The sequence below is a fragment of the Allomesorhizobium aridi genome, assembly GCF_043769475.1.
GTDB lineage: Bacteria > Pseudomonadota > Alphaproteobacteria > Rhizobiales > Rhizobiaceae > Allomesorhizobium.
The window spans coordinates 6,121,310-6,142,388 of record NZ_CP171729.1; the positions used below are offsets into that span (position 1 = coordinate 6,121,310).

A 21,079-nucleotide genomic window follows, 5' to 3' on the forward strand; every position below is an offset into this window, starting at 1 on the left:
GGTTGGGCCCGGGTGCTCTGCCGGTTGAAGGTTCTCTTCCTTTGGGTTGCCGAGGAAAGGACCGAGATGGCGGCGGAGAGACTGAGCATGCGGCGTGTCCGCGAGATTTTGAGATATCGATTTTTGGAGGGGCTTGGCCACAAGGCGATCTCGTATCGGGTGGGGGCAGCGCCCTCGACGGTGCGCGAGACGCTGCGGCGTGCGGAGGTGGCAGGACTTTCCTGGCCGCTTGGCGAGGAGGTCAGCGACGCGGTTCTGGAGGTCGCGCTCTACAAGGCGGCGGGCACCAAGACGGGCCATCGCCGCGCGCCGGAGCCGGACTGGGCGGAGGTCCACCGGGAGCTGAAGCGTAAGCATGTGACGCTGCAGGTCCTCTGGGACGAATACATCGAGCGCCACCCGGACGGTTACCGCTACAGCCGTTTCTGCGATCTTTACCGGGGCTGGGCAGCCAATCTGCCGGTCACGATGCGGCAGAACCATGGTGCCGGGGAAAAGCTGTTCGTCGACTATGCCGGCGACACGGTCCCGGTGGTGATTGACCGGCGGACCGGCAAGACGCGGGCGGCACATATCTTTGTCGCGGTGCTGGGCGCTTCGAGCCTGTCTTTTGCCGAGGCACGCTGGGGAGAGGCGCTGGCGGACTGGGTGGAATGCCACGTTCATGCGGTGGAGACCTTCGGCGGCGCGCCGGCGCTGCTTGTTCCCGACAACGCCAAGGTGGCGGTGATCAAGGCCTGCCTCTACGACCCGCAGGTCAACCGCTCGTATGGCGAGATGGCGGCGCATTACGGCAGCTCGGTTTTGCCAGCCCGGCCGCGGCGACCGCGCGACAAGGCGAAAGTCGAGGCTGCGGTGCGGATTGTGGAGCGCTGGCTTCTGGGCCGGCTGCGCCACCGTGTCTTCTACAGCTTGGCCGAGGTCAACGCCGCGATCGGCGCGCTGATGACCGATCTGAACGATCGCCGGGTGCTGCGCCGCGTCGGCCGGACCCGGCGGCAATTGTTCGAGGAGGTCGACCGTCCGGCATTACGTGCACTGCCGGCCGAGCGCTATGTCTACGCCGAATGGCGCATCCGCCGCGCCGGCCTCGACTATCATGTCGAGATCGACCGGCACTATTACTCGGTCCCCTGGCGCTTCGCGCGCGAACAGGTCGAAGCGCGCATCACGGCCAACACCATCGAGCTGTTCCGCAAGGGCGAGCGGATCGCTGTCCACCGGCGCTCCAGCGGCAACGGAAAGCACAGCACCGTGCCCGAGCACATGCCGTCCACGCATCGGCGCTTCGCCGACTGGACGATCGAGCGGATCAGCCGGGAAGCCTCAGCCATCGGCTCCGACGCGGCGCTGCTCGTCGAGAAGATCCTGGCCGATCGGCCGCACCCCGAGCAGGGCTTCCGCGCCTGCCTGGGCATCATCCGCCTGGCCAGGGGCTTTGGCCGGGAAAGGGTCAATGCCGCCTGCGGCCGCGCGCTCGAGATCGGCGCGCGGACCTACGGCTCGGTGCGCTCCATCCTCGACAACCGTCTCGACCGGGGGCCGGCGTCGCCCACGACGGTCGGCCAAGCCGATCGACCACCCCAACATCCGTGGTCCCCGCTACTACCACTGAGAAGGAGAACGACATGCTTACCCATCCCACCCTCGACCGGCTGAACGCCATGGGCTTAACCGGCATGGCCCGGGCATTCGACGAACTGGCCGCCAATGGCGAGGCCGAACAGCTCAGTCACGCCGAATGGCTCGGCCTGGTCATCGACCGGGAATGGAGCTCGCGCTACGACCGCAAGCTCGCCGCCCGCCTGCGCTTTGCCAAGCTGCGCCATCAGGCAGCCCCCGAGGATGTCGACTATCGCTCAGAGCGCGGCCTGGAGCGCCCTCTGTTCCTCAAGCTCATCGCCGGCGACTGGATCGACGCCCATGACAATCTGGCCATTTGCGGGCCGTCAGGCGTCGGCAAAAGTTGGCTGGCCTGCGCGCTTGGCCACAAGGCCTGCCGCGACGATCGCTCCGTTCTCTATCAGCGCGTGCCGCGCCTGTTCGCCAATCTGGCGCTCGCCCGCGGCGATGGCCGCTACGCGCGGTTCACACGCAAGCTCGGTAGCGTCCAGTTGTTGATCCTTGACGATTGGGGCCTGGAGCCGCTCGACGACCAGGCCCGTCACGACCTCCTCGAAATCCTCGATGATCGCCATGGCCGCGCTTCCACAATCGTCACCAGCCAAATCCCCGTACAACACTGGCACGACGTCATCGGCGAACCGAAGTTGTCATGATGCCTCCAATGAAAGAACTCAAGGGGGCTAATCGCGTCCACCTGGCGGATTTCCTTGGGTTCGGTTGCGTTTTGACCGGCACTGTGGCTGGTCGGCTAAATCTCCACCGTCCGCTGGACTGGCGTCCTTCGGTTCTCGAACCATTCTCCAATCCGTGACCCTGATGCCGTTTGTCTCTGGCTTCGGTCACATAGTGGCGTTCGGCTCCCGGCTTCCTATTCTCCTTCAGGAGCGCAGCCCGGCACTGCCAGGCTCGCTAGAGCATCATCAGGACAGCCGGGATATCGTTGACGCGCATCCTTGCCCGTTGTGGCCGCGCTGTTCGTAAGGGCGCTGCTCGCGCAGGAGCTGGAATGCGATCGTCAATAGTTTTCGCGCTATCGCCACCCTGGCCTTGTTGGTGCCGTGGGGCTTCAGGCGCTCATATTGTTCTCTCAGTTGCGGATCGGTGGCGACGGCTGGACCAATCGCTTCGACAAAAGCCCAGCGCAGCCATTTGTTGCCCTGCTTGATGATCTTGCCATGGTAAGTCTTGCCACCGCTCGCATAGGTTGACGGGACAAGGCCGGCATAGGCGGCAAGTTTCTTGGCCGAGCGGAAACGGCGGATATCGTCGATCTCGGCGTCGATCAGTCGGGCGAAGAATTCCCCGATGCCGGGAATTGTCTTCAGCAGCTTCACATTGGTGTTCTCTCGCGTTAGCGCCCGGATCGTCGCTTCCGACTGTTTAATCCGCGCATTGATGTCGTCGACGAAGGCGAGGCTGCGGTCGATCTGGATGCGATCGATCGGCGAGACAGGCAATTCCGCCAATTGCTTGCGCCCGGTCTTGCCGAACAGATCGGCGAGCTTCTTGAGCCGGACCGTCTGCTCCGGATAGCGGTCGAAGACTGTGACGACGCGGTTCTTCACCATGGTGCGCAGCCGCACGTAAAACATACGCTCGCGTAGCGCCAGGCGCAGTTCCCGCGCTTGTTCGCTCGGCGCCCAGGCTTCGGGAACAAGATCGGCTCGCAGCAAATGCGCCAGCACCGTCGCGTCGATCTTGTCCGTCTTGATCTTGGCGTCGGCGATCGCCTTCACCTTCAAAGGGTGGGCGAGCCAGTCGTAGATGACCATCCAGTTGCGGGTGGCCTCGACGACAGCATGGGAGTTGTCCCTGTAGCGATCCAAAAACGCCGCGATCGAATGGCGGTCGTTCTTGACCCGCCCCGAGCGCAGCGTTCGCCCGGTTCCATCCTGAACGACGAGACGGCTGTAGGATTTGTGTGTAAAAGTTTAAACTTTATCTGACAGACGGTGTCTTAAGGCTGAAGCTTGAGCCGAGGCCGGGCGCGGAGTGGTCAGGGTTCGCAGCGCCCGGCCTCGGCGTTAGAAAGGACACTGAGCATGACCAAGGACCAAAAGATCATCCGCGCCAAGGTGGGGCTGCTGGAGCTGGCCAAACAGCTCGGCAATGTCAGCCAAGCCTGCAAGATGATGGGCTATTCGCGCGACAGCTTCTACCGCTTCAAGGAGCTTTACGAGACCGGCGGCGAACTGGCGCTGCAGGAACTGACGCGCAGGAAGCCGCTGTTGGCCAACCGCACGCCGCCGGAGGTCGAGGCGATCATCCTCGAGCTGACGCTGGAATATCCCGCCTATGGACAGACCCGCATCGCCAACGAAATGCGCAAGCTCGGCCACTCGGTCTCGCCATCGGGCGTGCGCGGGGTGTGGCAGCGTCACGATCTGGAGACGATGAAGAAGCGGCTGAAGGCGCTGGAAGCGAAGGTCGCCCAAGACGGTATCGTGCTCACCGAGAGCCAATTGGCGGCGCTGGAAAAGGCCAAGCTGGACAAGGAGGCGCATGGTGAGTTCGAGAGTGAATGCCCGGGCTATTGCGGCGGCCAGGACACCTTCTATGTCGGCAACATGAAGGGGGTGGGACGCATCTATCAGCAGACCTTCCTCGACACCTATTCGAAGGTCGCCTTCGCCAAGCTCTATGACCGCAAGACGCCGATCACCGCCGCCGATCTCCTCAACGACCGCGTGGTGCCGTTCTTCGACGCCCACGACGTGAAGCTAAGCCGGGTGCTGACCGACCGCGGCACCGAATATTGCGGCAATCCCGAACATCACGAGTACGAGCTCTATCTGGCGCTCGAGGACGTGGATCATTCCCGCACCAAGACCAAGAACCCGCAGACCAATGGCATCGTTGAACGGTTCCACAAGACGGTGCTGGACGAGTTCTACCGGGTCGCCTTCAGGAAAAAGATCTACGGCTCGATCGAGGAGCTGCAGGCCGATCTGGATGAATGGGTCGGAAGTTACAATGAGGAGCGCCCGCATCAGGGCCGCTGGTGCTTCGGCAAGACGCCGATGCAGACCTTCCTTGACACGGCCCCGCTGGCGAAGGAGAAAATGATCGCTGCCTGATCCCATCGGACAGGCAAAACGGACCATTCTGACGCCAACTGTCCGATCAAGTGCAAACTTCTACAATTTGTGGTAATCCACGCCGATGTGATAATCGTAAGGCACGGTCGCACTTCCTCCGTTATTGAGAGTCTCGAAACCCCAATACGGTACGCCGCAAGGTAGGAAGTGCGACTGTCCCTCGAGCACCATCAACATCTTTGGCGATCCGTTCTTCCAGTAAGCGCGGCCTCTTTCATGCCACCTCCTTCTTTGATCGCCTGTTGCGTGCGATCCGCGCCCGCAGCGTGTTGATCCGGTCATCTGAGAGCTCGATTTGCCACGGCTGTCCCTTCGTGAGCTGGTGCCCCTCGAGCCAGCCGCGTGCGAGATAGTCGAAGACGGTTTGTGGTGTGACGCCCAGGGCGGCGGCCGCCCCTTGAACAGAGTAGGTTCCATCTGGCCATCGGTCGGGATTGGCGCTCGTCCCGTTGATCTTGACGGTGGGGATGCCCCAACGTGTCCGCAGAAGCCAGACATTCTCACCTTTGAACGCGCAGCCGCGTGCTGCGACAAAGCCTTCCGCGTTCAAGGTCGCCGCGATCTCCTTGTCCATTTTGCCCGCGGCGTTAAGTTGGATCACACGGCTCCGCAGCCGCTCCACATCGATGTAGTCGCCATAGGTGTGGACTCGCCTTTGGAGAGAGTGCTCGCTTGTCGCTCCCGTCTGCCACAGTGTCAATCGGCGCGCAAAGTTGCACGCCGGATAACATGCCACAGGATCTTGAACCAGACCTGACCCTGAAAGCGCTTCTGGTCGAGGACGACCTCGCAGATGATGCAGCGCAGGATGCCCTTGCGCTCGGCTGCCGTTGTTGAAGGGGCGTGCCAGATGCCGGGCAGATCTTCGCCCAGCTTTTGCAGCGCCTGGCGATCCGGTTCATTCAAGACCAGGGGCTCGTCGGACCGCCAGCGTTCGTAATCCTGTTCGATCGCCTCGGCGGCGCGAAGCTTCTCTTCCCAGCCGCGTTCCAGCGACCGTGCCACCAGACGGTTCTCAGGCTCGACCGCATCATATTGGCGCCGTGCACGTTCTGCCTCATAGCGCGCCCGCTCGCGCCGCAGCGCCCACTGCCGCTCAAGCTGACGCGTCTCCTCTTCGATCTGGCCAAGGGCGGCGATGGCGATGACGATCTTGTCCGGTCGCAAGGCCTCGAGCAGGATGCTTTCGACGTGCGCATCGACGGGCAGCGCACGCACTTCCTGGCATAGCGGCCCGCCCTCCTGGTCGCGGTCAGCGCGACACGTATAGACGGGGTAGTCGCCCGCGGGACCACTATAGCGCAGGCTCATCCGGCGACCGCACCGTCCACAAACGGCGATGCCCTGCAGCAGTGCCGCTCCCTTGCGCGGCACGCCGGAATGACCGGCTTCGTAGCGATTGATGTTGTTTGCCAGTCGCCTCTGGTTCTCCATGAACTCCTCCCAGCCGATATAACCAGGATGGGCAGCCTGAAGGCAAACCTCCCAGTCGGCGATGGGGACCTTGGTCGTCCTCGGACGATAAACGCCATGGCGAATCCGCCCGCCTGCCACCCGCCTGCGGCCATAGACATACGCCCCGGCATAGGCAGGATTTTGGAGAATGCTGAGCACGCGCGAACTATCGGCCTCGCGCCACACCACATCGTGCGGCGCCGGACCGAGGAGTGGGCGCACAGGCAGTGGCAGATCGTTCTTTCGCAGGTATCGCATCACGGCCCGCGCACTGTGAAGCTCGCGGAACTTGGCGAAGACCAGGCCGAGCCTCGCCTGCACCTGCTCATCGGGATTGAGAATGATCTCGCCCGAGCGATCATGAGCCAGTCCGGCGGGAACGGGAAGGCGTAGCTCGCCACGCGCCGCCTTCTGACGCTCGCCCTGATGGAGGCGCTGCCTGATCTGGTGCAACTCCGCCTCGCTCATGATGCCGGACAAACCGAGCAGCAGGCGGTCATGGTAAGCGCAGGGATCGTAGAGACGTTCGCCGTCGGCAATGATGACGCCGAAGAGCGCGCACAAATCGAGGAGCTGATGCCAGTCGCGATTGTTGCGGGCAAGCCGGGACGCGTCGAGGCTGATGACGAGGCCGGCGTTGCCCAATCCGATCTCGGCAATCAGCTTCTTGAAGCCCACCCGCTCAACGGTCCCGGCTCCGGATTTGCCAAGATCTTCATCGATGACGTGCACGCGTTCATGCGGCCAGCCGAGGGCGACGGCACGATCGACGAGGCGGTATTGCAGTTCCGTGCTTTCCTGATGATGCCGCACCTGGTTCACGGAAGACTGGCGGACGTAAATGTAAGCGAGCTTGCCGCGATGCGCAGCAGTGACGCACTCGTCCGGTCTATTCGACGTTCTCAACATGCCGATCCGCCGCTATCGGCGCGCCCGTCGATCGCATCCGCAAGAGAAGCCGCGCGAAGCCCTGCGCGATCTGCTTCTGCCTCTCCACGGGCAAGTTGAGCCAAAGACTCGGCAGAGTGATGATACTCGGGTTCGGAACTTTGGTGGTGGGGGTCTGGGACGCGACACGATACAGATCTCGACTGGATGTTCATCGCGAATCACCTCCTCGATAGGGGAGGCCAACGTGCTGTTCAAATGGTGCAGCAATGTGAGCAGCGTTCGCACGTTGATGTGGGCCAACGCTTTCGAAGCGCCTTGTTCTTCCGGTGACGCCGCTGCAAGGTCGGTCACCGAGCGCCGAATTGAACGGCGGCGTCCGTCAGATAGTCGAACAACAACGAAAGCCGGACCGCGCGCAGAACGGGACGACACCAGCTCCAGACGCTGACCCGCTAGGCCGTGACGCGGGTCGATGACCGTCAAATGAGACACCACCCCGTCGAGAATGGCGGCAGCCTCTGATGTTTGGTGACCCGACCTACGCCGACGCCATCCTCGAGCGGCTCGTGCACAACGCCCACCGCATCGACCTCACAGGCGAAAGCTTGCGTCGAAAACAGCCCAACAAAGCTTGACACCACATGCGAACGAAATGACAACAATCACGCCAGCAGAGCCCCAGCCCCAGCGGGCGAGATCATCTCGGAATCCGGGGGCGGAATAATCTCGGAACAAAGGGGCGGCTTCGTCGGAATCGGCATCGAGAACCTGCGCGAAGGTATCGAGCTTCACAAAGCCACCGTTCGCCGCGACGTCGCGACGTCTGACGTCGCGGCGACAAAACTTGATCCCGGGTCCTGATCGGCCGGTTACAAACAATGCGGCGGAGCGCGCGCTGCGCCCTGGCTCTTCGCCGGCCGCCGGCTCCGAGCGCGGCGCCGACGCGCCGCTGATCAATACGGCAAAGCTACGTCGGACACCGTCTCGGCTGGCCGTGGTCGCACGGCACCGCGATCTTCTCCGCCGAGGGCTATCTGTGCGCCGGTCTCAGCTTATGACGCATTTTCTCGATATCGGCGGCCTAGGACACAGTATGTTGCGCCTAATCATGAGACCAATGCTCCTTGAAGCGAGCAATGACTAGCTTCGCAACCTGGTCCGAGCGGTCCACCCCAGAAACCACTTTCGCGGCGTATAGTCCCCCGGGGAAATCAAGATCGAATTCAATAATGTAGGGATAAGCCATATCTATGGCACCGAAGTTGATTCCATGCACCATCAGCTTTCGGCCAATCAACTCAGCAAGCTCCATTTCATTGGAATTCAGATCGACTGGAATCGCCATTCCACCTTGTGTTATATTTGATCGGTGATCCTTTGGATGACCTTGCCGACCATGCCAAGCGACAACCTTCCCACAAGTAACGATGATGCGCTTTTCGCCTTGGGCGACCTCCGGGATAAACTTCTGAAGAATTGCATACTGAGCTTTGAAGCCACCTAGTGCGCCATAATCCATCTGGCTTTGCGCGACAGTGTTTCCGGTAAGGCATTGGAGGATCGTTCGAACGTTTGGTCCGTGTTGAGGAAGTAAGAAGACGTTTTGCCCGCATCCGGAATTTGGCGGCTTGGCCACCCACCATTGATCTGGGGCCTGCTGATAGCGCTCCCAGAGCGACTCGAAATCATTCGAGACATATGAAAATGCTCGGTTCTCTTTTGGGACGAGATAGCCCATTGCATGTTTGCTATTTAGAAACATCAGCCCTTCAATACTGTTAACAAATGGCGTCTGTTGGGAAGCCAACCACAGCATTCGCCAGACGTCTCGATACACGCAGGCTTGGGGCGAACCTAGGACCCAGATCAGCTGGCATTCGTCAAGAAAATATGTCTCTCGAGTCCCAGGTGCCACGGAGCCAGGAGAGTACGGTTCGGCGTTCTCTGGTAGGAGCACTCCTCGTGTGAAATAGCGGTAGTCATCTGCCGCAATAGCATTGATCTCGCCGAGAATTACTTGCCAGCCGAAGCGACGGAACGCGCTGCTAAGAACTGCATCATTTTTACCTAAGCAATCGAGACTGTTGATCAGCATGAGCAATCTCATTACGTCCTCCTAGATAGATAGCCAAAAGGCAATTAGCTGCACGTCAGCCTCCGATCACGTCGAGAGCGCTATCGTGCCCTCACGATGGAGTAGGAGCCTCGGGAATCACGTCGACACCGGCGCCCATTCGCGACGATCTGCCCGTCGCTGTGACATTCGGATCTAACTACAGCGTCACTCAGTCTTGCAGGATCCTAATAGCAACCCCCGTGCCAGTCTTATCCTCGCTCTGTAAGCTCCTGATTGCACTTCGAAAAGGTGTTATCCGGCGACTGACGTGATGTGTTTTGAACCTGACAACATATCTGGTGTTGTCGGAAGGGGGACAACGACGGCAAGCGAAGGTCGCTTGCCGTTTCAAGAATAAATGCCTCTCCGTGAGCAGCCCCGGTGGTGGCCAGACCTGGGCGACTATCGCCGGGCTTCTGCAGACCACGAACAAATGAGCCGATCCGCACGCCTGGTTCACACAAGCTCAGGAACCCGCGCAGGGTTGGGCCGATCTCTCAGGCCGAGGCTCTCATGCCAAGGCACTTCAAACCCTCGATGGCCTCAGCTATAGTAACCGGCCGATTGTTACCGCGGTGATTTTGCTTTGATGCGCGCGATGAGCTCTTCGTCGTCGACAAAGCTGTCGAGGAAGTCGTTCCATTCGTCGGTCGAACGACGGGCATGAGCGAGCATTTGTCTCAGCTCGTTAATCCCATCGTCAGTGAGAGTGGTGATTGCCTCGTCCGTGCCATCGTAGACGCCGATGATACTTCCGTAGGAGAGGTGGTCGTCGTTGCTGACGATCGCCTGAGGGAGCTCAGGATCCTCTCCAAGCTTTTCGCGACGTGGTCGATGGTGAAGACGTAGGTGATCGTAGCCATCAGGCGGCCTCGGCGCAGGTGATGACAACAGGTGCCCAATTCCATATGTGGACATCGGGTAATCGCGGCGGCGACCTGATTTCCCGGTAATGCCGCGCTTAACTCGCAACCACTGTCGGCGGCAGCTTCTCAAAGAACGCCGCCATCTCCTTGCGCCGCAGTTTTTGCGCAGCGCCGGCGCCTCAGCTGCGTTCACACCATGGAGCTGGAAGATGTGTTTTGACGTGTCGATGCCGATACGAATAATTTGTTCCACGGACGGTCTCCCTTTGGTTGAGATCTGTAACGACCTCATTCTGGCACATCGATGCCGTCCGGGGGGCCGTCCACCCTGACATCATGCGGCGGCCTAACGTCGACCGCGAAGAGAAGCGAGTGACCCACGGGGCGACATCGTCCGGAAAAAGACAGGAAAAGCTTGACCTCACCGACCCCAATCAGAGAAGCCTGCTAAGGCCGCAAACTCATAAATTGAGGTGCCGCTTTGTGACGAGTTCTGATTCAAGCCTTCTTTTGGAGGCTTGAATGCGCCGTTACGAACTGAGTGATTTTGAATGGAGTGTGATCCAGCCTCATCTGCCGAACAAGGTTCGAGGCGTGGCGCGCGTTGACGACCGCAAGGTTCTCAACGGCATTCTTTGGCGTTTCCGGACCGGATCGCCCTGGGCGGATGTGCCGGATCGATATGGTCCCTACACCACATGCTACAACCGGTTCGTGCGATGGCGCAAAGCCGGGGTCTGGGATCGGCTGCTGGCGGCGGTTTCCAAGGCTTTCGACGGCGAGATCATCATGATCGACTCCTCCTGTGTCCGCGTTCATCAACATGCGGCCACGGAAAAAGGCGCGATGACGATGTTTGCATGGGACGTTCCCGCGGCGGGCTCACGACCAAGATCCACGCGCTTGTCGATGCCGAAGGCCGACCGGTCGATCTCGTCCTGACCGCAGGGCAGGCACATGACGGCAAGCCCGCAGTCGCCATGCTCGACGTCCTCCGGCCCGATGCGATCCTGCTCGCAGATCGCGCTTACGACAGCAACGTCATTCGCGACCTGGCGGCGCAGCGAGGCGCATGGGCAAACATCCCGCCGAAGAAAACCCGAACGGGCAGCTTCCCCTTCAGCGCATGGCTCTACAAGCAGCGCAATCTCATCGAGCGATACTTCAACAAACTCAAACACTTCATAGGCATAGCCACCCGATACGCTCCGATACGACCCGATACGACCGAGACCCGCTAAACTTCCTCGCAGCAATCAAACTCGCGTCGGTTCGCATCTGTTGAAAAGTTATGAGTCTGCGGCCTAGCACTACTTTGGCAGATTTTTAGCGGAGAGGGTTCTGCGGCAGTGGGGACAACGGATTGGGGGCGGCTGCGCGAGCGCGGTGAGGATGGCTTGCCTGACGGCGGGTAGGCTCGGTTGGGGCGGCGGGCCGAGGATTCTTTTTTCCCCCTCCCGCTTGTTTGAGGCGGCGAGATTGCAGGAAGGCGTAAGCGATCATCGTCATCAGCGCGTGCCGGTGCAGGCCCGTCCATGAGCGCCCCTCGAAGTGGTCGAGGCCAAGTTCCTCCTTGAGTTGCTGATGCGCCTGTTCGCAGACCCAGCGCGCCTTGATGGCGCCTGCGATCTGCTTGAGCGGGGTGTCGGCAGGCAAGTTGGAGAGGTAGTATTTGCGCTCGCCGGTCGAGCGGTGCTCGCCGATCACCCAGACCTCCTCGCCGGGCAGATGTTGAGCGCCCATGTCGCGGATGCGCTGGGGTGGGCCATCTGCAACCCGGACACGGACAGTGGCGAAGCGCGCCGAGAGGCGGCCTTTGGTGCCACGCCGCCAACTGACCGTCCGCCATTGGGTTTTTTCCAGCATCGCCTGCGCGGTCATCGACTTCACATCGGGGATATGCCGCTGGCGCGGGCGGCCGCGTCCGGCAACGGGGAAGATCATCGCCACGTCGGCGGCATAGACCTTCTGCTTGAACGGGATGCCGACGGCCCAGATCAGGCCGCGCTCGGTGAGCGCCTGCCGGAAGGGAGCGCTTAAGCCGTATCCGGCATCGGCGAGCACGCAGCCAAAGCGTAAGCCGGCTGCGCGAGCCCGGTCGATCTCGGCCAGCGCGATTTCGGGCTTGGTCCTGTAGGCACGATGGTCCTCGGGCACACCGGCACGGTCGAGCCGGGCGCGATCGGAAGTCCAGCTCTCGGGCAGAAACAGCCGCAGCCCCACCATGACCGGCACTTCGCCAGAGGCCAGCGTCAGCGACACCAGCGTCTGGCAGTTGGCGTTCTTGCCAAGCGCCGAGGCATATTGCGGCGCGACGCCGACCGAGTGGCGCCCCTTCTTGGGGAGCGCGGTGTCGTCCACGATCAGCCACGCATCGTTCCCGCCAACTTGTCTGTCGGCCTCCGCGAGCAGCACCTTCTCCAGCGGCGCAGCATCCCACACGCCGCTCGCGATGAAGTGGTGCAGCTGGTCATAGTTGACGCCTACGTCGCGCGCCGCCATCGGTTGGACGCTCTTGCGATCCCCAAGGCCAATCAGCCCAGCAATATAGGCCGGACACATCCGCGCACGCGTCTTGTGCCTCAACGCCGAGACGAACGGCTCAAGCCACCGCTTCAGATCGAGTTGCCAATCCCTGTTCATGGCCGGCCCCTCCAAAAGCCGACCTCATATGAATCACGCAAAATCGCTCTTGGGAATCTGGAGGCTTCTGTGAGGTCCGCATGCTCGACGGAGCGGGCCGGCTGGTTGTCGGACCTCATTGTAAGCCGGATTGAACGAAGCCGCGGGACGGTCTGGCGCTATGGGGATTGTAGCCTGGAGGAGCGGTCGGGATCGTCTTCGCCAGGCTGATGAAGGGCGTTCACGATGCGACCACAGCGATGGAAGGCACTGGAGCCTGTCCGACGGCTGGCGCCATCACGGTTCCGCCGTCCACCGCGCCATCCTTCGCTGTGGTCGCATCGTGAACGCCCTTCATCAGCCTGGCGAAGACGATCCCGACCGCTCCTCCAGGCTACAATCCCCATAGCGCCAGACCGTCCCGCGGCTTCGTTCAATCCGGCTTACAATGAGGTCCGACAACCAGCCGGCCCGCTCCGTCGAGCATGCGGACCTCACAGAAGCCTCCAGATTCCCAAGAGCGATTTTGCGTGATTCATATGAGGTCGGCTTTTGGAGGGGCCGGCCATGGATGGGAACTGGCAAGCTGATCTGGGGCGCTGGCTTGTGCCGTTTGTCGCGGCGCTAGGGCACAAGACGCGGGCGCGGATGTGTCCTCTCTATGTCGCGGGTTTGATTGGTCCAGGAGACCGCAAGAGCGTTCAGCCGATAGCGGCGCGCGCTGGCGAGGTCGGCTACGATCAGCTCCATCATTTCGTCGCTGCCGGAGTTTGGGACAGTGCTCCACTCGAGGCTGCCCTGCTGAAGGAGGCAGATGACCTGGTTGGCGATCAGGCGGGCTTTCTTGTCATCGATGACACGGCGTTGCCCAAGAAGGGACGTCACTCGGTCGGCGTCGCGCCACAATATGCCTCGTCGCTCGGAAAGACTGCCAATTGTCAGTCGCTGGTCTCGGTAACCTTGGCGTCGCGCGAGGTGCCGGTGATGGTGGGGCCTGCGGCTATTCCTGCCCGAGAGCTGGACAGATGATCCTGAACGTATGGCGCGGGCTCGTGTGCCGAAGGATAAACAGACTGCTCTGACAAAGCCGGACATTGCGATCGAGGAGGTCGACCGCGTCATCGCTTCCGGTGCGCGTTTTGGCTGTGTGCTTGCCGATTCAGGGTACGGCTCCAGCGGACCCTTCCGTCAGGCTTTGAGCGAGCGCGGTCTGCTGTGGGCAGTGGGTCTGTCGCGACGCCAGAACGTCTATCCCGCCGACGTTGCCCTGATCTTCCCCGTCGCGAAGGCCGGAAAGCCCCGCAAATACCACATCCCTGATCAGCCCCCGGTCTGTGCTGAAACGTTGTTGGCCGAAGGGAAATGGCAAAAGGTCAGCTGGCGGCGGGGCACCAAAGGTCGGCTGACCTGTCTCTTCGCGGCCCGCCGTGTCCGTGTTGCGGATGGCCATAAGCACCGGATGCTCGATAACCGTATGCAATGCATGCCTGGCGACGAGGTTTGGCTCGTCGGCGAGCGGCGGTCGACCGGGGAGCAAAAATACTATGTGTCGAACCTGCCGGCCGATGCCACCATCAAGACGCTCGCTGCCACGATCAAGGCCAGGTGGATCTGTGAACAGGCCCACCAGCAGCTCAAGGAAGAGCTTGGACTCGACCACTTCGAAGGTAGATCCTGGACGGGATTACATCGACATGCGTTGATGACGATGATCGCCTACGCCTTCCTTCAATCCCGCCGCCTCAAAGCAGCGGGACGGAAAAAAAGAGTCGGAGGACCGCCGCCAAAGCCAAGCATGCCGGCCATCAGGCAAGCCATCCTCGACCTCTTCGCACGGCCGCCACCCAGGCGATGCCCACACTGTGAGAAACTCCTCGCTGACGCCGTCGAACCTAAAGTGCCAAAGTAGTGCTAGTAGGATACGATCGTCCCGAAGCCCTGTTGCTCTGCGATATCGAGTATTGCAGAACCTATAGCAATATCATGCAATGCAAGGCCGACATTGAAAACCGTAATGCGATCAGCATTGCGAACTCTGCCGGCGAGCCTTCCTACGATGACATCGCTGACAGATCCAAGAACTCGAGAAATGTCCCGATACGGAGAGCCTGCAGTAACGATGTAGTTGTTGAATTGCTCGACATCGTCAGTCAACAATACATCCGAAGCCGTCGTTATATCCTGTGACCATCCACGGACATGGACAGGCAGAACCAAGCTGCCCTCCTTGACCCATCCAAACCGGAAGGCCGTGTCCTCCAATCGACTTGTTGCGGTCACTACGACATCAGCGCTGCGGATTGCCGCCTCAGCCTTTTTCACGTGAACTATCCGCGTTTTGGAGCAGGTCTGTTCGGTCAACTGACTGACGGCAGTCTCGTTGATATCGACAACCCGGAATTCTGCGGCGGGGTGAATAAACGACAGCATTTTTACATGATAGAGGCCCTGAAGACCGGCACCGATTATGGCTATTCTGTCCACCCGATTGGGCGACAAATACTTGCTGGTGATAGCCGACACTGCCGCAGTGCGAACTGCCGTCAGGTAAGCTGCATCCATCACGCAGATTGGTAGGCCCGTGTCCGGATTGTTTAACACCAAAAGCCCCGCGACGTTTGGCAAGCTGACTTTCTGATTACCGGGGTAACCGGAAACCCATTTAAGACCGGCGCGGCGTTGCTTTGGAAGCCAGCCAGCCATTGCATGAATGAATGCTTCGCGCGTCGGGTGGATTCCGATCTTTGGTGGATTTTCGAATGCGCCATTACCGTGATCACGAAGAGTCTCTTCGATTATGTCTAATGCTGAAGCGAGTGGCAGATTCGCCCGCGCAACGTCATTTCGACTTAGCCATCTTATGACAGACGTGGTCATATTGCCTCTTCTTCTGGTTTTAAGATCGGCGCTGGAACGGTCCGGACCTTCTGTTTTGAGCGTCATTGTTCTGCCGCCGGCATGTACTGAGTTACGTTGGCTTGGCGAAGACAGATCTGCACCCTTGGAGTGTTGCCTCTATGTCGGAAAACAGGAGCGGCAATTTCGGAGCCAGCTGCTTGTTGTTCTGTTCGACGAACCGGAGAAATTCTTCGTCGTATATAGTCACATAGTTAAGCCTTCTAACGCCTGCATCCGACAAGACCGGTATGGACGATAGATCCACTATGGTGCGTGGCTCTAACCGCAGAAGCGCGTTCTGCAGTGTGGTACCGTATTCATCATTCACATGGTCGGTCGCGATAACAACAATCGACCGTGGCTCTTGTTGTTGTCCAATCTCGTCCGGGCGCATGAGCGTGACTTCCATATCAGCGTAACGGCGGAGACGTTTGCGAAGATTATTGGGGTTCCGCGTTATAATTGTCGCAGAACGGAATCGCTCTCCCACGCCACTCTTGATAAGGCCGCGCCCCAGCATACCTGCCCCGATGATATAAAGTCGGTCAGGTAGCTCTCCATTCCGAAAGCGGTCAGCTATGATTTCTCGGACGATCTGATCATAGTTGAACGATGCGATGAACCTCTGTCGCTCGCGCGCGGCCCATCCGATATCAAGGGCGAACCGTGCGACCTGGAAAATCGGAAGGTTTTGATTTACAAGTTCGATAGACTTTGTGAGCTGCTGGCTGACGTAACTCTCACCGAGGATCTGGGAATGAGCGCTAGATGCGATCTCAGCCAGACGTTTAGCAATTTCGGCCGCACCTTCAATGCTTTCGTAAGAAAGGCCTGGAAATATCCTGCTGTCGATATTTCTGAGTGCGGGCTCGTCGCCATAGGCTTCAACCCGTGCGCAAGTTGCGAGCAGGAGAACGCCACCTTTCGCAAGTTCTGGCGCAAGTGGTTTGATCTTCGCCGAAAGCTGCGCCATTGCCAAAGGCGTGGCCATCCGGTGATCGACATAAATGCCAAGGAGCTCAGGCATTGGTCCCTCCTGAAGTTCATCGAAGCTCAAACCGGAAGTTGACGACGAACGCCTTCGGGGCCTTTCAGCGAACTTCGCCGCGAGACGCGGCCGAGCGACGCCATACCGGTTGGCAGCTCAGGCCGCCTACAACGAGAGGACTTCAAGAAGCGTACCAACTGCACGCAAGGAGCTTCAGAAAATGACTTTCTCAAGACATGCGAGGTGCGGCAGAAGGTGGGCCGAATAGCGCTGCGCCTTGGGTTCGACAAACCGACAGTTGGAGGTCCTGGCAGAGATCTTCCGCAGGAAAGCTTCATCCAACCGCAGGGCCGCGTTGTCCGCTATCGGACATGCAACACCCCGATGGCCGCTGCCGGACATGCAACATCGCAGGAGAACGGCGTCCTATCGCTTGAAAGAAGGCTCGCGTTTGGCACGATAGATGCAAGTTTGTCGGCGAACGCGTCGCGGGCTGGGAAGGAATTGGAATTATTTCGCTCACCGACAGAGCCGCGAAGGCTGCATTCTCCGGAGCGGCCGAGCCGGCGGAAGGCTTGCGTGGCTGCGCCGGCTCCAACACCTGACGGGGATCGTATTGCCATCGCCCGTGCACTTGCCATGCAGCCCACCATCATGCTGTTCGACGAGCCTACATCGGCGCTGGACCCGGAACTGGTCGGCGAGGTTCTCGCTGCAATCCGGCAGCTCGCCGCCGAAGGCATGACCATGGTCATCGTCACCCACGAGATCGGCTTGGCCTATGAGTTGGCCGATCGGGTGGTCTTCATGGACCGAGGAGTCGTTGCTGCCAGCGGCGATCCGCGTGAACTCCTGCTGTCGGTCTCCAATGCCAGGCTCGCGGCTTTCGTTGGGCGTTTCACGGAACAGGCCCGTCTTCTCAGTCCCTTGGTGGCGCCAGCAGCCACACCTCGAGCTCTATCTCCAAACAAAGGATAACAGACCATGGCCGATGTAAACTGGAGCGGTATTTTCCCCGTGCTCGTCACTCCCTTCGGAGCAGATGGTTCCATCAATGAGACCCGATACAAGGCGCTGATCGATGACGCGATTGCCCATGGCGCGCAGGGCATCGTAGCAGCCGGCAGCACCGGCGAATTCTATGCCCTCAGCAAGGCCGAGCGCGCGCGCCTCTACAAATTGACGGTTGACCATGTGGTGGACCGCGTGCCCGTGCTGGCCGGCGTCGCCGACCTGCGTGTCGAGGATGTACTGGAAGCCTGCCAGTCCGCCGTGGCCGCGGGCTGCGCGGGCGGCATGATCCTGCCGCCCATCTACGCCATGCCGAGTCCACGGGAGATCTTGGCCTTCTTCGAGTACATCTCCCGCAACACGTCGCTGCCACTGATGCTCTACAACAGTCCGCGCCGTGCAGGCATCGACATCACCCCGGCCCTGGTAGAGCAGCTCTCCACCCTGCCGACCGTGGTGGCCATTAAGGATAGCTCCGGCATCATCACTCAGGTGAGTGAGCTTGTGCAGCGCGTGGGTGACAGACTTCGTGTCTTCGTCGGCTACGAAACCATGATCGTTCCGGCTCGCGCCGTTGGCGCTCACGGAATCGTCGCCATGGCACACCAGATCGCCGGGCCCTTGATCCGCGACTACTGGGACAAGGCGCTCACTGGTGATAGGGCCTTGGATGACCTCAGCCGGGACGTCTTCGCCTTCTACCGTTGCTTCCAGTCCGGGGCCTACTACGCAGCTATCAAGGAGACCATGAGCCAGCTCGGCCGCGACGCCGGTGGCCCGCGCCTGCCGCTGCTGCCGTTGGCAGAGGAGCAGAAAGCGGCCATCGCCAAGATCATTGCTGACGCGGGCCTTGCCCGTTGGGCCAATGCCTAAGGACAGCCAACATGCACTCGAGTCCTGTCCTTCAAGAGATCGACGCGCTCATGGTCGAGCCACCAGGAAAGACGTTTGGTTTCGGATGTAGAGGTAACCACCGGCCGCAAGGCAAATAGCTGCATGCACGGCTGAGAGCCGCGGCAATATCAACGACGCGCTTCAGACTGGCTCGGCACAGAAGATCTGTACCGGTGGCTGCCGCCTACTGGCGGCTGAGCGCATCCTATTCGGTTTAAGGAAGAAAATATGTATACGAAACTGGCACTCCTTATCGACGGCGAATGGATCGAGGAGACCAATTCCGGGAGCGAAACAGTTCTCAATCCTGCCACAGAACAGCCGCTGGGCACGCTGCCGCACGCCGGAACGGCAGAGCTTGACCGCGCACTCGCGGCAGCAAGCCGCGCCTTTGAGAGCTGGAAGCGCACCTCGCCATACGAGCGTGGTCAGATCTTGCGCCGCGCCGCTGACCTGATGCGCCAGCGTCTGGACCACATTGCTACGGTGCTGACGTTGGAGGAGGGCAAGACGTTCGCAGAGGCAAAAGGTGAAATCTCCGCCGCGGCGGAGTTCTTCACGCCGTGGAATTCCGGCGGTGACTGAATCTATCCAGCCTATAGCTGGATAGATCACGCCCCTGGCCTCGATGGGAGTTCGCTAGGCGCCTCGCCAGCGACTGTCGCCGTGTTCTGCGCCGGTTGGGCGTGAACAAGCTGAGCGCCTTGGAGCCGGAACCCGTGCGCCGCTATGAACGGAAGCATCCGGGCGAACTCATCCATCTCGACATCAAGAAGCTCGGCCGGACCGGCTCGGTAGGATACCGCAGCAAACTGGCGTGGTCAACCGCCACCTCGGCATCGGCTGAGAGTTCGTCCATGTCTGCATCGACGATGCTTCGCGTGTCGCTCTCGTCCAGGTCGCGCCCGATGAGCGCAAGAAAGAGCGCCGTCGCCTTCCTCGAGGCCGCCTTTTCATATTTTGCCAAGTTGGGAATCCGTATCGAGCGCGTGATGACCGATAACGGCTCCGGCTACCGCTCGAAGACTTTCCGGGCAGCCTGCAAACGTCTTGGCCTGCGTCAGATATTCACCAAGCCCTACACTCCAAGGACCAACGGGAAAGCTGAGCGCTTCATTCAGACAAGCTTGCGCGAATGGGCCTACGCTCGCGCCTACAACACCTCAGACGAGCGCAACGCCGAACTGCCACGATGGCTTCACCGCTCCAATTGGCATAGACCACATCGCAGTATCGGCTCAAAACCACCCATCAGCGACTCGGCCTGACCGAGGACAATCTGTTGAGGCTCCACAGCTAGCTCTATCCTCATAACATGATCGATCTCGCGGGCCTTGTCATAGATCAGGCTTCGAAGCGGCGGGTCGTGCCGTTGTGCCATCAGTATCTACCTCGCTCTCATCGCCGTGTCGGCGACGATCGGTGGCTCGCGGGTAGATCAGCCGGCGGCGTAACTCTCCTTTTGCGGGAACAGCGCCCATGCGGTGTGCGCAGTCTTGTTGGCAAGCGCGACGAGCGCCTTGTTGAACCCGCGACGCTCCACGATCGCCTTCCGCCAGACTGAGCGACGATCCCCATGTTTGCAAGCCGGCTGATCACGGCCCGAGCACCGTCTATCATCCGCCGGCGCAGATAGTAGTTGGCACGACGGCCAATGCCGCCGAGACGAGGCTTGCCACAGGTTGTGTATTGTCGCGGCACCAGTCCAGTCCACGCGGCGAGTTCGCGACCTGAGCGGAAGTGACGGGCGTCGTCGACGCTGGCCACGAGCGCGGTTGCGGGGAGGCGTCCATCCCCATACATGAAGACGGCACCAGCCGCGACCGGCGCGCTCCGTGGGAGTTTCCCTGTCGCTGGCGAGCGAGCGCGGCTATCGCATCACCTTGCCGGGATTTCCGGCGCCGTCAGCCGCCCCGTGACCGACCCCGCCTCGGCCTTCGTTGCCACGCCGCTGGACGAGGGACTGCGCATCTGGGCATCGCGGAGGTCGACACGCCCGATGCGCCACCCGACGAAAGGCAAAGCGAAAAGCTGCTCGCTTGTGCACGCACCATGCTGCCAGACATGGCCATCACCAAAGTGAGCAACTGGATGGGCGTGCGGCCTTCGACGCCAGACAGCCTGCCGATCATCTGCCCCCATGAAAAGTATGCCGCTATCCTGTTCACCACAGCGCACGGCCACATGGCATCAGCGCCGCGCCCATGACCGCTGCCGTCGTCTGCGACCTCGTCGCGGGCCGCACGCCTCGGGCTCCTGCGCTCCTTATCGCCTGCGATAGAGTTATTGCGCCTACGTGCAAGTTTTATCTTGCGCTGCCCCACGTAAATGATATGGTTCACTCGAAAATTGAGATGGGTCAATTTAAAGGGAGGAGAGTGCGGGCGATCGGCGGCCAAGACATCCCCACGAATAGTGGCTGTTCCGACCGATCCAAATGCGCTTGCCGAAGGGTCACTGGTCACTCCGAACGAACCGGCCCCGCTGAGTTGTCGTACAGCGACCATTCTGAGCGTTCCGATCGGTCAAGGGAAAGGATCGATCCTAACGATCATGAACGAGTGAATCTTCGTTAGAACGAACTTGCAGCTTGAGCCCATCAGCCTAGAGAAAG

General features: G+C 60.5%; 11 protein-coding genes and 12 pseudogenes. 11 read left to right on the forward strand and 12 right to left on the reverse strand.

Annotated elements, in window-relative coordinates; genetic code table 11:
• Positions 1-87: 87 nt before the first annotated feature.
• Together istA and istB are read left to right on the forward strand one after the other, a co-directional pair.
• Positions 88-1,615: pseudogene (gene istA / locus ACG873_RS32180) on the forward strand (IS21 family transposase).
• Between the two features lie 13 nt (positions 1,616-1,628).
• A pseudogene (istB, locus tag ACG873_RS32185) lies at positions 1,629-2,267 on the forward strand (IS21-like element helper ATPase IstB); the annotation flags it as partial.
• Between the two features lie 279 nt (positions 2,268-2,546).
• Here the strand turns inward: istB and ACG873_RS32190 are convergent.
• Positions 2,547-3,548 (reverse strand): annotated as a pseudogene (locus tag ACG873_RS32190) (IS110 family transposase); the annotation flags it as partial.
• A 120-nt stretch (positions 3,549-3,668) separates the two neighbouring features.
• On the opposite strand from ACG873_RS32190, the gene ACG873_RS32195 reads away from it, so the two are divergent.
• Positions 3,669-4,703: an IS481 family transposase gene (locus tag ACG873_RS32195; protein WP_394890030.1), complete on the forward strand. Its 1,035-nt coding sequence runs from the start codon at positions 3,669-3,671 to the stop codon at positions 4,701-4,703.
• Between the two features lie 235 nt (positions 4,704-4,938).
• Here ACG873_RS32195 and ACG873_RS32200 read toward each other — a convergent pair whose 3' ends face one another.
• The 3 genes from ACG873_RS32200 to ACG873_RS32210 form a co-directional block, all read right to left on the reverse strand.
• Positions 4,939-5,298, reverse strand: coding sequence for a hypothetical protein (locus ACG873_RS32200; RefSeq protein ID WP_394890032.1), 360 nt, complete (start codon positions 5,296-5,298; stop codon positions 4,939-4,941).
• Positions 5,299-5,420: 122 nt separating this feature from the next.
• Positions 5,421-7,001 (reverse strand): recombinase family protein, encoded by a 1,581-nt coding sequence (locus tag ACG873_RS32205; protein WP_394890034.1) that lies wholly within the window; start codon positions 6,999-7,001, stop codon positions 5,421-5,423.
• A gap of 99 nt (positions 7,002-7,100) precedes the next feature.
• The gene (locus ACG873_RS32210) at positions 7,101-7,565 is read right to left on the reverse strand and encodes a DUF5372 family protein (RefSeq protein WP_394890036.1); all 465 of its coding nucleotides are present in this window, start codon (positions 7,563-7,565) and stop codon (positions 7,101-7,103) included.
• 29 nt (positions 7,566-7,594) lie between these two features.
• Between ACG873_RS32210 and ACG873_RS32215 the strand changes: the two are divergent.
• A pseudogene (locus tag ACG873_RS32215) lies at positions 7,595-7,705 on the forward strand (ATP-binding protein); the annotation flags it as partial.
• Here ACG873_RS32215 and ACG873_RS32220 read toward each other — a convergent pair.
• From ACG873_RS32220 to ACG873_RS32235, 4 genes and pseudogenes are all read right to left on the reverse strand, one after another.
• Positions 7,662-8,027, reverse strand: coding sequence for a hypothetical protein (locus ACG873_RS32220; protein ID WP_394893839.1), 366 nt, complete (start codon positions 8,025-8,027; stop codon positions 7,662-7,664). The pseudogene ACG873_RS32215 and the gene ACG873_RS32220 overlap by 44 nt on opposite strands.
• Before the next feature lie 145 nt (positions 8,028-8,172).
• Positions 8,173-9,177: an ATP-grasp domain-containing protein gene (locus ACG873_RS32225; RefSeq protein WP_394890038.1), complete on the reverse strand. Its 1,005-nt coding sequence runs from the start codon at positions 9,175-9,177 to the stop codon at positions 8,173-8,175.
• A 576-nt stretch (positions 9,178-9,753) separates the two neighbouring features.
• Positions 9,754-10,049, reverse strand: a pseudogene (locus tag ACG873_RS32230) (hypothetical protein).
• 104 nt (positions 10,050-10,153) lie between these two features.
• Positions 10,154-10,305 (reverse strand): annotated as a pseudogene (locus tag ACG873_RS32235) (IS110 family transposase); the annotation flags it as partial.
• Between the two features lie 269 nt (positions 10,306-10,574).
• Here ACG873_RS32235 and ACG873_RS32240 point away from each other — a divergent pair.
• Positions 10,575-11,360 (forward strand): annotated as a pseudogene (locus tag ACG873_RS32240) (IS5 family transposase).
• Between the two features lie 18 nt (positions 11,361-11,378).
• Here ACG873_RS32240 and ACG873_RS32245 read toward each other — a convergent pair.
• Positions 11,379-12,723: pseudogene (locus tag ACG873_RS32245) on the reverse strand (IS701 family transposase).
• A gap of 481 nt (positions 12,724-13,204) precedes the next feature.
• On the opposite strand from ACG873_RS32245, the pseudogene ACG873_RS32250 reads away from it, so the two are divergent.
• Positions 13,205-14,540, forward strand: a pseudogene (locus ACG873_RS32250) (IS701 family transposase).
• Positions 14,541-14,585: 45 nt separating this feature from the next.
• On the opposite strand, the gene ACG873_RS32255 reads toward ACG873_RS32250, so the two are convergent.
• Together ACG873_RS32255 and ACG873_RS32260 are read right to left on the reverse strand one after the other, a co-directional pair.
• Entirely contained in the window at positions 14,586-15,617 is a 1,032-nt protein-coding gene (locus ACG873_RS32255) for an ornithine cyclodeaminase family protein (RefSeq protein ID WP_394890040.1), read from the reverse strand.
• 25 nt (positions 15,618-15,642) lie between these two features.
• Complete coding sequence (locus tag ACG873_RS32260; RefSeq protein ID WP_394890042.1) at positions 15,643-16,599, reverse strand: hypothetical protein; 957 nt, start codon at positions 16,597-16,599, stop codon at positions 15,643-15,645.
• 573 nt (positions 16,600-17,172) lie between these two features.
• Between ACG873_RS32260 and ACG873_RS32265 the strand changes: the two are divergent.
• The 4 genes and pseudogenes from ACG873_RS32265 to ACG873_RS32280 all read left to right on the forward strand — a co-directional run.
• Positions 17,173-17,538, forward strand: a pseudogene (locus ACG873_RS32265) (amino acid ABC transporter ATP-binding protein); the annotation flags it as partial.
• Between the two features lie 6 nt (positions 17,539-17,544).
• Positions 17,545-18,444, forward strand: coding sequence for a dihydrodipicolinate synthase family protein (locus tag ACG873_RS32270; protein ID WP_394890044.1), 900 nt, complete (start codon positions 17,545-17,547; stop codon positions 18,442-18,444).
• 249 nt (positions 18,445-18,693) lie between these two features.
• Positions 18,694-19,050 carry an aldehyde dehydrogenase family protein gene (locus tag ACG873_RS32275; RefSeq protein WP_394890046.1) on the forward strand — a complete coding sequence of 119 codons (357 nt, stop codon included), beginning with the start codon at positions 18,694-18,696 and terminating at the stop codon, positions 19,048-19,050.
• A 65-nt stretch (positions 19,051-19,115) separates the two neighbouring features.
• Positions 19,116-19,765: pseudogene (locus tag ACG873_RS32280) on the forward strand (IS481 family transposase); the annotation flags it as partial.
• Positions 19,766-19,903: 138 nt separating this feature from the next.
• Here the strand turns inward: ACG873_RS32280 and ACG873_RS32285 are convergent.
• Positions 19,904-20,262: pseudogene (locus ACG873_RS32285) on the reverse strand (transposase); the annotation flags it as partial.
• Here ACG873_RS32285 and ACG873_RS32290 point away from each other — a divergent pair.
• Positions 20,206-20,673 (forward strand): FAD-dependent oxidoreductase, encoded by a 468-nt coding sequence (locus ACG873_RS32290; RefSeq protein WP_394890048.1) that lies wholly within the window; start codon positions 20,206-20,208, stop codon positions 20,671-20,673. The pseudogene ACG873_RS32285 and the gene ACG873_RS32290 overlap by 57 nt on opposite strands.
• Positions 20,674-21,079 lie beyond the last annotated feature (406 nt).

Coding starts and splice junctions, on each gene's coding strand:
- ACG873_RS32200 (WP_394890032.1), bottom strand. CDS start 5,298: ATGGACAAGGAGATCGCGGCGACCTTGAACGCGGAAGGCTTTGTCGCA.
- ACG873_RS32195 (WP_394890030.1), top strand. CDS start 3,669: ATGACCAAGGACCAAAAGATCATCCGCGCCAAGGTGGGGCTGCTGGAG.
- ACG873_RS32255 (WP_394890040.1), bottom strand. CDS start 15,617: ATGACGCTCAAAACAGAAGGTCCGGACCGTTCCAGCGCCGATCTTAAA.
- ACG873_RS32225 (WP_394890038.1), bottom strand. CDS start 9,177: ATGAGATTGCTCATGCTGATCAACAGTCTCGATTGCTTAGGTAAAAAT.
- ACG873_RS32260 (WP_394890042.1), bottom strand. CDS start 16,599: ATGCCTGAGCTCCTTGGCATTTATGTCGATCACCGGATGGCCACGCCT.
- ACG873_RS32275 (WP_394890046.1), top strand. CDS start 18,694: ATGTATACGAAACTGGCACTCCTTATCGACGGCGAATGGATCGAGGAG.
- ACG873_RS32270 (WP_394890044.1), top strand. CDS start 17,545: ATGGCCGATGTAAACTGGAGCGGTATTTTCCCCGTGCTCGTCACTCCC.